Source organism: Nocardia sp. NPDC051750, assembly GCF_044453135.1.
Taxonomy (GTDB): Bacteria; Actinomycetota; Actinomycetes; order Mycobacteriales; family Mycobacteriaceae; genus Nocardia.
In genome coordinates this window covers 114,047-126,790 of the sequence record NZ_JBITCK010000003.1, presented here as the reverse complement: position 1 = coordinate 126,790, position 12,744 = coordinate 114,047, and the positions used below count along the sequence as shown (strand labels likewise).

Sequence of the window (12,744 nt, the reverse complement as noted above, 5' to 3'; positions counted from 1 at the left end):
GCGTGTCGATGGACCGGCCGGGCGGCGGCGCGGGCCGATCCCGGAGTAGCGGTGGTGACGCTGGAGCCCTCACGCCGTTCCGGCTCGAGCCGCGCACCGGACCACTCGAACGATGCCCTCGCGTGGCACGAACCGCACGATAGATCGCAGACACCTGCCCGGGTGCCGGCCTTCGCGCCGGATACAAGTTGCGGGCCCGCGTGGACGAAGTATCTCGCGGACGATACCTGGTGCCTCGCGCGACCGCGCCCGAGCGCCGCTCGGCCCGAGGACGAACGGTGCTCGGGCCGAGCCTGGGTCTCACGCCCGCCGGGCGTAGCCGGCGAGCAGCGCCGCGCGCTCGGCGGGGGCCCGCTTGGGGCAGCTGACACACTTTTCGCATCCCGGTGCCTCATAGACGAGGCAGCAGGAGGCGCGCCGCACGAATGTGCGACCCGAAACCTCAACGAACCGGGGCGCGGGGACCCTGTCTCCGATCTCCGCGGCCAGCCGCTGCCCGGCCTGCGGCACCCCCGCGTCGACCGCCCAGCTGGCGATCACATCGGTCACAACCGCCCACAGCGCCGGCTCCCGCACGCCGGAGACCGCGGTTATCCGGCCGATCACGGTGGCCAGGGTCGCGCGCAGCGCCTCCGGGATATCACGCGACTCCGGTGGTACCGCGTCTCGAGCCCGGTTCGACGCTGCCGTTTCACGGGTCCCGGACCGGGGATCATCGGCCCGTACCTTCCCCGCACCGGGGTAGTCGCCGGCATCGGCATCGGCATCGGCATCGAGAATGCGGACCTTCTCGACCGAGCCGTCCGGGCGTAGCGACAGATCCAGCCGGTCCAGCGTGGGCGGCGGGATCGGCGTCCCGCGGACCACTGCCCGGACCACCTGCTCGACCAGCGCCGAGGCCGTCATACACCACCAGAGCGTGGCGCCCACCCGCAGCGAATCCGTCCGCCAGGACGCGTTGAGCTCCGCGATCCGGGCGGCCAGCCACGCCTCGTCCGTCAGCATCGGACCCCGCGCCGAGGTCACGACATCAGCGGACTGTGCAACCACTGCCATTCGACTCCGATCCAGTCGCCGACCAATCCGAACGTTCCGAGCACCCACAGCGTCGCCACGACCACCGCGCAGGTCGCCAGGAATGCCAGCACCTGCATCAGCGGTCCGCGGGAGATGTACCAGGCCATCCCGCGCCGGTACTTGTCCCGCAACCAGACCAGCGCACGCCGCGCCGCCGCGAATTCGGTGGCGAGGATGCCTATTCCGGCGAAGACGAGCGCCCATCCGGGACCGGGGAACGGGATCGTGATGATCCCGACCACCAGCACGACGGTGCCCACCACCGCCACCCCGACCCGATAGACGAGCTCGAGGGTAGGCCGCCCGGCGATCCGGCCACGGAAGGCGCGCCAGAACGCCGGACCGTGCCGTGTCGCCGCGTCGTCCCCCGCACGGGCGCCGGAGTCGGCACCCGTATCCGGCCCGGCGCCACTACTCCCGGCGACCGGATCCACGACAGCATCGGAACTTTTCTCCACCAACCCAGCCTACGAGGCCCGCCGCCCCCGAGAACCCACTGCCGTACACCCAGCCACGGCCACGAGACCCACCGCAGGCCCGCCCGCACCCGACCCTGCCCAGCGGCAGCGCCGAGTCCGGCCGGAGACCGAGGGGGCCGGGCCCAGCGCGCCGAAACACAGCGCTCGCGGGTGGGCGGCCCACCTCAGGTCTTCATCGGCCGGTCGAAGGCCCGGGGTGGGCCACAGTGAAACGGCCCGATCCCGCGATCCCACTGCCCTGGCAAATCAACTGGCCGCGGCTGCCGTTTCTTTGTGCAGCCGAGCGAGCACACCGGCGTTGCCTTCGATGGGAGCGATTCCGTCCACACCCACCTGGATGAGCTGTGCGCTGCCGATATCGAAGAACAGACCGGAGACCGTGAGCCCGCGTTCCTCGACCGCCCGCTGCACCGAGGGATGCCGGCGCAGATTCTCCAGCTGGACCGCGATGTTCACCATGCTCAGCTGTTCCACCGGACCGAATCCGGCGGCCGCGGCGGCCCGGCCCACCGCATGCCCGGCGCGGTAGCGCTCGAGGCTCGGCTGCCCGTATTCGAGCCACCGGTCGATACCCGGGCCCGCGCCCTCACCCGAGTGCAGAGCGCCCATCGCCCCGCAGGAGGAGTGACCGCAGACCACCACCGAGCGGACACTCAGTTTTTCGAGCGCGAAGACCAGCGCCGCTTCGACCGAGGCGTCACCGTGTTCGGGCACCAGGTTGCCCACATTGCGGACGGTGAACAGATCGCCCGGTCCGCTGTTGGTGATCACATTGGGCACGATCCGCGAATCCGAGCAGGTGAGGAAGAACGAATCGGGGTCCTGACCGTCGCGCAGTTCGTCCAGATGCGGCCGCATCAGGTGCGCATGGCCGCGGTGGTAGGCCGCGATACCACTGGTCAGTGGATCCTCGTTGTCCTTCGACCCGTTCGCCGCGCCGTCGCGGTCGACCTGCCAGGGCCCGAGGACATCGTCGAGCACCACCCGGCCCAGACTGCGCGACGGCGGCGCCGCCTCGGCCCGGGCCATCCGCGCCTCACCGATTTCGACGAAATCGACAGTGCCGCCGTTACTCTCGTGCTGCCGGGCCCAATCGGTGATGGCGTCGTAGGCGGCGTGATCGAGGAAGTCGACCGTCATCTCCACCGTTACCGCGGTGCCGTGCGGAACCTTCGCGAAGGTGGACGAGAGTTTCGGCAGCGACAGGAAGGTGCACGATCCGTCGATCCGGACGAGCCAGCGATCTGTGCCACCGAGCGGTTCGGCGGTGACCGCGACCCGCACCACGCGCCAGATCAGCAGCGCGAAGGCCAGCGCCAGCCCGATGAGCACGCCTTCCAGCAGGTTCAGGAACACCACCGCGGCCAGGGTCACCGCGTAGACGAGCAGATCGCCGGTGCGGTGCGCGAGCCGGATATGCGCCAGTTTCACCAGTTGCACGCCGATGACGATCAGCAGACCCGCCAGCGCCGCCAGCGGAATCTGCTCCACCAGCGAAACCAGGGCCACCGAGAAGACCAGCAGCCAGACACCGTGCAGGACGGCCGAGGCGCGGCTGCGCGCACCCGCGGCGACATTGGTGGAGCTGCGCACGATGACACCGGTGACCGGCAGGCCGCCGAGCAGGCCCGACAGCACGTTCGCCGAGCCCTGGCCGATCATCTCGCGATCGAAGTCGGCGCGCGGCCCACTGTGCATCTTGTCGATCGCGACGGCCGACAGCAGACTCTCGACACTGGCGATCAGGGCGAAGGTCAGGATCATCACCACGACCGCGGCCCAGTCGCTGCGGGGCAGTTCGGGCAGCCCGATCGCATCGAACAGCGAACCGTCCAGCGCGACCCGCTTCACGTCGAGCGAGAGCACCAGCGACACTCCGGTGGCCACCACGATCGCTGCCAGGGCACCGGGGACGACCCGGACACGCTCGGGGAGGTACTTCCAGCCGAGCATGATCGCGATGACGATCAGACCGAGCAAGGCGGCGGGCCCGTGCAACGAGATCAGTTGCGCAGGCAGTTCGGTGATGTTGGACCATGCGGTGCTGTTGGATTCGCCACCCAGCAGGACATGCAGCTGTTGCAGGGCGATGGTGACGCCGATTCCGGCGAGCATGGCATGGACCACCACCGGCGCCACCGCCAGGGCTGCCCGGGCGATCCGGCTCAACCCGAACAGAATCTGCAGGACACCGGCCGCGACGACGATGAATCCGGTGACCCGCCAGCCGAATTGGCTGATCGATTCGGCAACGATCACGGTGAGGCCCGCGGCCGGGCCGCTCACCTGTAGGACGGACCCGCCGAGCGCGCCGGCGACGATACCGCCGATCACAGCGGCAATGAGTCCGGCGGCAACAGGCGCGCCGGAAGCGATCGCGATACCGAGCGAAAGCGGTAGCGCGACAAGGAAGACCACGATCGAGGCCGGTACGTCGTGACGCAGGATCGAGGTCAGCCAGGTCGGGGTGGTTCGGGTTCCGGACCCGGCAGGCTTGCGCCCCGCCGGGTCCGAACCAGTAGCTGACAGGGGGGAATTCGTACTCTGTGTTGCCATCGTTCTCCTTCGCCGACTCGGCAGAGCCGAGGTCGGTCGACGATCAATATGTCCATGTGGGCACTGACCGCGAACCGGCATATCGCGGTGAAGTCGGTACTCGGCACGGCAACGGGCCGAGTTCTAAACCTTGGCCATAGTAAGGGTAAAGACTTATCAAAGCCTGAGAGAGGCGCCCCATCGCTGGTGATAACGTGGGCAACCACATCGTCCGGTCGTTTCCGACCCGCTTCACCCGCGAAACAGAGTGTGGAGCAAGAGATTACGGGCCGACCACCGGCCTCCGAGCGGATCCGCGCCCGCCACGTAACGGCCGGGGTGCTGTCACGCCTGTACCCACTCATGGCATCACCGCCGACGCCGGTTCCCGATGCAATTGCGCCAGCAATTCGTCCGAGTCCTCGAGCGGAGAAATTCCCTCAGGACCCACCTCGATCAGCCGAGCGCTGGCGATATCGAAGAACAGACCCGAGACCGTGAGGCCGCGTTCCTCGACCGCCCGGCGAACCGACGGATGCCGGCCCAGATTCTCCAACTGCACCGCGATGTTCACCATGCTCAACTGCTCCACCGGACCGAACCCGGCCGCCTCCGCCGCGGCACCCACCGCATGCCCCGCCCGGTACCGCGCCAGACTCGGCTGCCCGTATTCGAGCCACCGGTCGATGCCGGGACCGGCGGATTCACCCGAGTACAGGGCACCCATCGCCCCGCAGGACGAATGGCCACAGACCACCACCGAACGCACATTCAGTTTCTCGAGCGCGAAGACCAGTGCCGCCTCCACCGAGGCGTCACCCTGCTCGGGAACCAGATTGCCGACATTGCGGACGGTGAACAGATCACCCGGGCCACTGCTGGTGATCACATTGGGCACGATCCGCGAGTCCGAGCAGGTCAAGAAGAAGGAATCGGGATCCTGCCGGTGCCGCAGCTCGTCGAGATGCGACCGCACCAGATGCGCATGGCTGCGATGGTAGGCGGCGATACCGGTGACCAGTGGATCGCCGTTGTCACCCGTCCCGGACTCCGCACCCGCGCGGGCGACCCGCCACGGCCCGAGAACATCGTCGAGCGAAACCCGGCCCATACTCCGCGCGGGCGGAGCATCCGGCGCCTTCGCCATCCGGGAGGCGCCGACCTCCACGAAATCGACTGTGCCACCGTTGCTCTCGTGCTGCCGAGCCCAATCGGTGATGGCGTCGTAGGCCGCGTGGTCGAGGAAGTCCACGGTGAGGTCCACCGTCACCGTCGCGCCCGGCGGGACCTTCGCGAAGGTGGTGGACAGTTTCGGCAGGGAGAGGAACGTACAGGAACCGTCGATCCGGATGAGCCAGCGGTCGGTTCCGCCGATCCGTTCCGCCGTCACCACGACCCGCACGACCCGCCAGACCAGCAACGCAAAGGCCAGTGCCAAACCGATCAGAACCCCTTCGAGCAGGTTCAGGAACACCACCGCCGCCAGGGTGACGACGTAGACGAGCAGATCGCCGGTCCGGTGCGCCAGCCGGATATGCGCCATCTTGACCAGCTGCACTCCGATGACGATCAACAGGCCGGCCAGTGCGGCGAGGGGGATCTGCTGCACCAGCGACACCAGAGCCACCGAGAACACCAGCACCCAGACTCCGTGCAGGATCGTCGAAGCCCGGCTGCGGGCACCCGCGGCCACATTGGTGGAGCTGCGCACGATGACACCGGCGACGGGCAGACCGCCGATCAGGCCGGACAGGACATTCGCCGACCCCAGACCGATCATCTCGCGATCGAAGTCCGTCCGCGGCCCGGTGTGCATTTTGTCGATCGCGACTGCCGACAGCAGACTCTGCACACTGGTGATGAGCGCGACGGTGAGCACCATCATGACCACGGCGGCCCAATCACCGTGCGGCAGTTGGGGCAACATGATTGCGTCGAACAGCGAACCGTCCAGCGCGACCCGCTTCACGTCCATCGGCACCATCACCGAAAGCCCCGTCGCCACCACGATGGCCACCAGGGCACCGGGCACCACCCGGACGCGCTCGGGGAGATGATTCCAGCCCAGCATGATGACGATGACGAGCACCCCGAGGAACGCCGCGGGACCGCTGACGGAGCCGAGCCGGCCGGCCAGTCCGGTGATGTTCTCCCAGGCGGCGCTGCTGGATTCACCACCGAGCAGAATATGAACCTGCTGGAGCGCGATGGTGATCCCGATACCCGCGAGCATGGCGTGTACCACCACCGGCGCCACCGCGAGCGCGGCGCGGGCGATCCGGCTCAAGCCGAACAGGATCTGCAGGACACCGGCCGCCGCGACGATGAAACACGTTATGCGCCATCCGAATTGATGAATTGATTCGGCGACCACCACGGTGAGCCCGGCCGCGGGCCCGCTCACCTGCAGGGCAGAGCCGCCGAGCACACCGCCGACGATGCCGCCGACGACGGCGGCAATGAGGCCGGCAGCCACCGGTGCGCCGGAAGCGATCGCGATACCGATCGAAAGCGGCAGCGCGACAAGGAAGACCACGATCGAGGCCGGCACATCGTGGCGCAGGATCGAGGCCAGGTCCACGGCAGGGAATCGGGATCCGGCCCCTGTCGCAGACGAGTCCGATCCGAGCTGTGACGCAGGGGAATTCGGGCTGGTGGTTGCCATTGTTCTCCTTCGCCGACTCGGCGCGGGCCGAGGTCGGTTGACGATCAACATGTCCAGTCGGGCACAGACCGCGAACCGGCATCTCGCGGTGACGGAGCTACTCGGCACCGCAACGGCCGCTTCTTAAAGCCTAGAAAACGCGAAGTTAAAGTCTCGTCAAAGCCAGAGAGGGCACCTCCACTTCTGGTGATAACACACGGAACCACGGTGTCCGATCGATACCGAACCCGGACAACAGGCGAAACAGATTGTGGGGCAAGAGATTAAAAGCCGACCGGCAGCACCGAACGGATGGCCGGAACCCGGTGGCCACCCGTGCCCCGACGGTGCGGCACGTTGTTCGTCAACTCCTCTTATAGTAAAGAACTACCCAAACTTGGCAATAGGTGTACCGAGACGAAAATGACAATCGCTACCGAACCGCAACGTGTCGCGGCGAGTCGCCGGGGCGGGTTCAGCTGATCGCGGCGAGCAGCGCCGGACGATCCAGTTTGCCGCGCGGCGTCCGCGGCAGCGCGTCCAGCATCTGAATCCGCGCGGGCACACTCGGGGCCGGGAGTGTCGCGCGCAACCTGCGGCGGATCTCCTCGATATCCGGCGCCCGCCCACCGACGACGATGACGGCCACCGGCACCTGGCCCCACCGTTCGTCCGCTACCCCGACACAGGCCGCCTCGGTGATGCCGGGGATCGCGGTGAGGGCGGCTTCCACCGCCGCCGGCTCCACATTCAGACCCCCGCGGATCAGCATCTCGCCCGTCCGGCCGAACAGCCGCAACCGCCTGCCGTCCAGGGCTCCCCGATCACCCACCGACACCCATCCGCCGACCGGTCCGTCCACCACGGCGGTTCGGGTGAGGTAGCCACGGAAGACCATATCGCTGCGCACGAAGACCCGACCGGCGCGGATGTCCACCTCGACCCCGTCGAACAGTTCACCCGCCGCGTAGTCGTCGGCGGCGCCGAGGCCGCGATCGAAGGAGACGAAGCTGAGTTCGGACGCACCGTAGAAATGGGTGAGCGCGGCATTCGGCAGCACGTCACGCAGGGCGGCCCGCCCGTTGGCGGGCCACCGCGCCGCCGAGGAGAGCACCTCACGCACACTCTCGTGGGTGCCCCGCGCGGCGCGCACGACATCCCAGGCAAGGGTCGGTACCGAATACAGGTGGGTCGCGCCGTCGGCGAGCGCATCCGCTGCGGGCCGCAGATCGACGGTGGCGCCGCGGGTGAGCGCGTGCAGGGCGCCGTAGAGGAAATGCGTATGGTCGAGCACCCCGGGCACCGCGACCGTGTCGCCGGGTCCGATATCGAATGTCCGATCGGAGCGGTCCAGGGTGGCGGCCCAGGATGCCTGGTCGCGCACGAAGACCTTCGGCTCACCGGTCGTCCCCGAGGTGATGCCGGCCAGCAGTTCGGCGTCGGGCCGGGCCCCGTGGGCCACCCCGTCCGACGTCAGCTCGGCCGCCGTATGGATCACCCCGGCGAACCCCATCCGCCGTAACCGGCGATGCTGCGGCGCGGCGGCCACCACCGCGCCTGGGTCCGCCACCTCCAGTACCCGCCGGAGCTGGTCCGGCAGCAGATGCCGGTGCAACAGCACCACCGAGACACCCGCGTGCATCGCCGCGGCGACAGTGACCAGTGAGTCGATATCCGAGGCCGGCAGCACCGCCACCCGCCGCAGACCGGCCAGACCCGCGGCGACCCGGGTGACCCGCGCCCAGAATTCGGGATAGCCGACGGATTCACCGGCGGTACGCACAGCCGGCGCTGCGGGCCGGCTCCGCACCTGCCGCGAGATCCGGTCGGTCAGCAGCTCAGTCATCGTCGACCCCGCGCGCCGCGAGCGCATCACCCATCGCATCGGCGGTCCGCAGGGATCGCACCAGCACCGGCGTGACCAGCGCGGTCACCGACCACTGCAGGCCCCGCGCCCGGCGCGCCTCGGCGACCTCGCGCACGACGGTCGCCAGCAGCGGCACACACCGGATGGCCAGGGCCAGCATCAACCCGATCCGGTCCGGGTCCACACCGATCCGGCGCAGCGGACCCAGCGCCCGGGTGACCGCGTCGAGCATGTCGGTGACCCGCGTGGTCAACGTGACCAGCGCCGCCAGCGCCACCGACAGCAGCAGCAATCCACACACCACGACCGCCCGTTCGGGCGAGGTGGTGAGCACCTGGAAGAGTGCGATGATCGCCAGCATCCATACCATCGGGCGCAACTGGTCCAGGGCGACGCGCCACGGGATCCGGGCCAGCACGAACAGTCCCGCCGCGCCGGCCGCGACCGCGCCGAGCTGCAGCGGGGTCCGCACGAATACCGTTGCCGCCGTGATAGTTACGAGCAGCAACACCAGCTTGATCCCCGCCGGTGTGCGGTGCACGGGCGAATACCCCGGGCGGTACAGGCCGATCACTCGATCAGCTCCCGGTAAGCCGGTAGCGCGGCGGCCGGGCTGCCGTCGAACGCCACCACGCCGTCGTCGATGACGATCACCCGGTCGAACCCGGACAGCAGCGACAGCTGATGCGTCACCACGATCACCTGCTGATCGACGGCGTCGAGCGCGTCCGCGATGATCCGGGCATTGCGCAGATCCAGCAGGGTGGTGGGTTCATCGGCGACGATCACCTCGGGCCGGCGGATCAATACCGCGCCGAGGGCGAGCAGTTGCTTCTGCCCGCCGGACAGCAGATGGGACGGATGTTCGGCATGTCCGGCGAGCCCGAACCGGTCCAGCATTTCGGCCACCCGCGCACCGACCTCCGCCTTGGCCAGGCCGCTGCGGCGCAGCGAGAAGGCCAGATCCTCGGCAACCGTCGGCATGACGATCTGGGTATCGGGGTCGGTGAAGACGAAGCCGACCTTGCGCCGCACCGTCGCGCCTTTACGCGAGGTGTCGACTCCGTCGACGGTGACCGTGCCGGCGGTGGGAGTCAGCAGACCGTTGATCATGCGGGCCAGCGTCGATTTACCCGACCCGTTGGCACCGACGATCCCGACCCGGCGTTCCTCGAGCCGCAGGTCGATACCCCGCAACACCCGGCGTTCACCGAACGAATGGCTCACGGATTCGAAGACGATCTCACTCATAGCGTGCGCTCCAGCAGCATCGCGACTCCTTGGCCGCCGCCGATGGCGCAGGCGGCGAGGCCGAACTGAGGGCCGTCCCGGCGCAGCATCCGGCTCGCCAGCCGCACCAGCAGGACCGCCCCCGATGCGCCCCACGGGTGTCCCATGGCTATCGCGCCGCCGTCCGGGCAGATCAGCGATTCGTCCAGGCCCAGGTCGTCCGAGACCGCCAGCACCACCGACGCGAAGGCCTCGGTGATCTCCACGACGCCCACATCGGACACCGTGCGACCGGCCCGGCGCAGGACCGCGCGGATCGCCGGTACCGGGCCCAGGCCGGGCAGCGCCGGATCACCGGCGGCGACGGCGGTGGCCGCGATGCGCAGCGCCGGGAGCCCGGCCGCGCGCTGCGGGGTCGTCACGGCCACGACGGCCGCGCCGTCGGAGATACCGCAGGAGTTCCCGGCGGTGGCGGTGCCGTCGGGGCCGAAACTCGGCCGGAGCCGGGCCAGGCGCGCGGTGGTCATCCCGTTGCGGATCCGTTCGTCGCGGTGCACCCCGGCCACCGGCACGATCTCGGCAGCGAAATCCGCGGCGGCGGCCAGCGTATGCGACCGCGCCGCGTACTCGTCCTGACGTTCCCGCGAGATGCCCCGAATCCGGGCCAGATTGTCGGCGGCGACGCCCATATCGGGGTCCGCGAAACCGGCCGGGGCGAACGGTGCCCGGGTGTAGCGCACCGGGTCGGCGCCCGCGACCGGCGGCCAGAACCGCCACGGCGCGGTACTGGCCGATTCGGCGCCACCGGCCAGGATCAGCTCGTCCGCACCGCTGCGGACCCGTAACGCCGCCTGGATCACCGCGTCCAGCCCCGAACCGCACTGCCGGTCCACGGTGACCCCGGGCACCTGGGTGCCGAGCCCCGCCTGCAGCGCCGCGACCCGGGCCGGGTCACCACCGGGACCCAGGCAGTTGCCGAGGACGACATCGTCGATCGGGGCGTCGATACCCGCCTCGCGCAGCGTGCCGGCCACGGCGCCGAGGACCGGCGCTGCCAGATCGGTGACGGTGCACTCGGCGAACCCGTGACCGGCCGTGCCGATGGGGGTGCGCCGGGCGGCGACGAGAAGGGCGTCGGGATTCACAGCAGCAAGTCTTTCAACCGGCCGCGGGCGATCTTCCCGGCGGCCGTGGTGGGCATGTCCGGGACCGGCACCCAGCGGCGCGGCATCGCTTCCTTGGTGAGCAGCCCGCGCGCCCGCCGCCGGACCTCCTCGATTTCGGTGCCGTTCAATTGCACTGCCGCCGTGACAATTTCGCCGAAGACCGCATGCGGACTGCCGATCACGACCGCCGCCACGACCCCGTCGATACCACCCAGCACCCGCTCGACCTCCTCGGCGACGACCGTGGTGCCCCCGACATTGATCACCGCTTCACCACGGCCGTGCACCCGCAGTTCCCCGGCGTCGCCGAGTTCGGCCAGATCGCCCACACAGAACCAGTCCGGCGCACCGAGCACGGTGTACGGGGAGCGCACATGCAGCAGCCCGTCGCGGATCCGCACCTGGACCGCGGGCAGCACGCGCAGCGGTGCGGGTACCTCCCGGGTCGCGACGAGCGAGACTTCGGCGGAGCCGTAGTACTCGATGACCCGGAGGTGGCGGGCCGCAGCCAACGCTCCCGGGTCGGCGGCGATACCGGCCACGATCGCGGTCCGCAGCCGTGGTGCCCGCGTGACCACCTCCCGCAGCACCGAGGGAACCGCGTGCACAACGGTGGCCTGTGCCGGATCGTCGGTGACGCACGCCCCGAGCCACAGGGCGTGCAATGCCGCGAACAGATGCATGGTCGCGTGCAACGGGCCGGTGAGCAGCACCCGGTCGCACGCCGTCACGCCGGTGATCTCGGTGAAGACCGGGAAGCTGTCGTACCAGGAGGCCGCAGTACGGGCCAACGGCCGCGGGTGCCCGGTGGAGCCCGACGTGGCGACCAGCAGGAATGCCGCGGACGGCCATTCGGATCGGCGTGGGCGTGCGGCCGGATCCTCGACCGCGACCGGGACCCCGCGGCGTGCGGCGGCGCAGACACAGACCAGGGCCTCACCGACGGGCAGGCTGGACGCGTCGTACCCGCGGGCATCCGGTTCGTACCGCTCGATCCAGCGGTCGACGGCACGATCCAGCTCCCGGTAGGTCAGGGTCGTCCCGTCCAGGTCGAGCGCGGGCGCGGTGTCCGTGCCGCCGGGTACCGGGCTACCCACCGAGCAGCCCCGGATACGCCCGGTGCACACCCTTGGCGACGACCGTGGCGACAACAACTTTCAGCAGGTCACCCGCCAGAAATGCACCGTTGGCCCCGATCGCGGCGCGCAGTCCGAAGTCGGTGCGCAGCAGCAATCCGAGGGTGCCGAACAGATAGATGATCACCATTCCGCCGACCGCGTTGATCAGCAGCGCCGGCACCAACGGGTACTTGGGCACGATCCGCGCCGTGAGCAGGCCGATGAACAGAGCGGCCGGTATCCACCCGATCAGGTAGCCCGCGCTCGGCCCGGCCAGCGCCGTCAGCCCCGTACGTCCCCCCGACAGCAGCGGCAGGCCGATGACGGTCAGGGCGATGAACACCGCGACAGCGGCCGTACCCTTACGCGCCCCCAGCACCGCCGGGGCGAGGATTACCCCCAGGGTCTGCACGGTGATCGGCACCCCACTGAACCCGACGGTGATCGCCCCCGGCAACCCAAGGGCCGCGATGAGCGCGGCGAACACCGCGATCTGCGCCATATCCCGCGCCGTGATGCGAGTCTTCGGCGCCCGCGAGTCCTCGACACCGTTCATGACGCCATCCTTCGCAACACCCAGCTTGAACGTCGTTCAAGATAGCAATCCGCGCGCGGGGCGACGTCGCGC

The 12,744-nt window shown here is 69.4% G+C and carries 10 protein-coding genes; all 10 read right to left on the bottom strand.

What is annotated here, in order from left to right; all coding sequences use genetic code 11:
- Nucleotides 1-300: 300 nt before the first annotated feature.
- Nucleotides 301-1,056 (bottom strand): (2Fe-2S)-binding protein, encoded by a 756-nt coding sequence (locus ACIA75_RS14210; RefSeq protein WP_397103745.1) that lies wholly within the window; start codon nucleotides 1,054-1,056, stop codon nucleotides 301-303.
- Entirely contained in the window at nucleotides 1,023-1,388 is a 366-nt protein-coding gene (locus ACIA75_RS14205; protein ID WP_397105293.1) for a TIGR02611 family protein, read from the bottom strand. Before ACIA75_RS14205 ends, ACIA75_RS14210 begins: the two co-directional genes overlap by 34 nt.
- 414 nt (nucleotides 1,389-1,802) lie before the next feature.
- Nucleotides 1,803-4,112 (bottom strand): SulP family inorganic anion transporter, encoded by a 2,310-nt coding sequence (locus tag ACIA75_RS14200; RefSeq protein ID WP_397103743.1) that lies wholly within the window; start codon nucleotides 4,110-4,112, stop codon nucleotides 1,803-1,805.
- Nucleotides 4,113-4,452: 340 nt separating this feature from the next.
- On the bottom strand, nucleotides 4,453-6,756 hold the full coding sequence (locus ACIA75_RS14195) for a SulP family inorganic anion transporter (protein ID WP_397103741.1): 2,304 nt from the start codon (nucleotides 6,754-6,756) through the stop codon (nucleotides 4,453-4,455).
- A 454-nt stretch (nucleotides 6,757-7,210) separates the two neighbouring features.
- Nucleotides 7,211-8,581: an AMP-binding protein gene (locus ACIA75_RS14190; RefSeq protein WP_397103739.1), complete on the bottom strand. Its 1,371-nt coding sequence runs from the start codon at nucleotides 8,579-8,581 to the stop codon at nucleotides 7,211-7,213.
- Nucleotides 8,574-9,176 carry an energy-coupling factor transporter transmembrane component T family protein gene (locus tag ACIA75_RS14185; RefSeq protein ID WP_397103737.1) on the bottom strand — a complete coding sequence of 201 codons (603 nt, stop codon included), beginning with the start codon at nucleotides 9,174-9,176 and terminating at the stop codon, nucleotides 8,574-8,576. Before ACIA75_RS14185 ends, ACIA75_RS14190 begins: the two co-directional genes overlap by 8 nt.
- On the bottom strand, nucleotides 9,173-9,853 hold the full coding sequence (locus tag ACIA75_RS14180) for an energy-coupling factor ABC transporter ATP-binding protein (RefSeq protein WP_397103735.1): 681 nt from the start codon (nucleotides 9,851-9,853) through the stop codon (nucleotides 9,173-9,175). The genes ACIA75_RS14185 and ACIA75_RS14180 overlap by 4 nt, the downstream gene beginning before the upstream one ends.
- A complete protein-coding gene (locus ACIA75_RS14175; RefSeq protein WP_397103733.1) occupies nucleotides 9,850-10,977 on the bottom strand; it encodes a thiolase family protein in 1,128 nt (375 codons plus the stop codon). Before ACIA75_RS14175 ends, ACIA75_RS14180 begins: the two co-directional genes overlap by 4 nt.
- Nucleotides 10,974-12,095: a class I adenylate-forming enzyme family protein gene (locus tag ACIA75_RS14170; protein WP_397103731.1), complete on the bottom strand. Its 1,122-nt coding sequence runs from the start codon at nucleotides 12,093-12,095 to the stop codon at nucleotides 10,974-10,976. The genes ACIA75_RS14175 and ACIA75_RS14170 overlap by 4 nt, the downstream gene beginning before the upstream one ends.
- On the bottom strand, nucleotides 12,088-12,672 hold the full coding sequence (locus ACIA75_RS14165) for a biotin transporter BioY (RefSeq protein WP_397103729.1): 585 nt from the start codon (nucleotides 12,670-12,672) through the stop codon (nucleotides 12,088-12,090). Before ACIA75_RS14165 ends, ACIA75_RS14170 begins: the two co-directional genes overlap by 8 nt.
- Nucleotides 12,673-12,744 lie beyond the last annotated feature (72 nt).

Coding starts and splice junctions, on each gene's coding strand:
- ACIA75_RS14210 (WP_397103745.1), bottom strand. CDS start 1,056: ATGGCAGTGGTTGCACAGTCCGCTGATGTCGTGACCTCGGCGCGGGGT.
- ACIA75_RS14200 (WP_397103743.1), bottom strand. CDS start 4,112: ATGGCAACACAGAGTACGAATTCCCCCCTGTCAGCTACTGGTTCGGAC.
- ACIA75_RS14195 (WP_397103741.1), bottom strand. CDS start 6,756: ATGGCAACCACCAGCCCGAATTCCCCTGCGTCACAGCTCGGATCGGAC.
- ACIA75_RS14190 (WP_397103739.1), bottom strand. CDS start 8,581: ATGACTGAGCTGCTGACCGACCGGATCTCGCGGCAGGTGCGGAGCCGG.
- ACIA75_RS14180 (WP_397103735.1), bottom strand. CDS start 9,853: ATGAGTGAGATCGTCTTCGAATCCGTGAGCCATTCGTTCGGTGAACGC.
- ACIA75_RS14165 (WP_397103729.1), bottom strand. CDS start 12,672: ATGAACGGTGTCGAGGACTCGCGGGCGCCGAAGACTCGCATCACGGCG.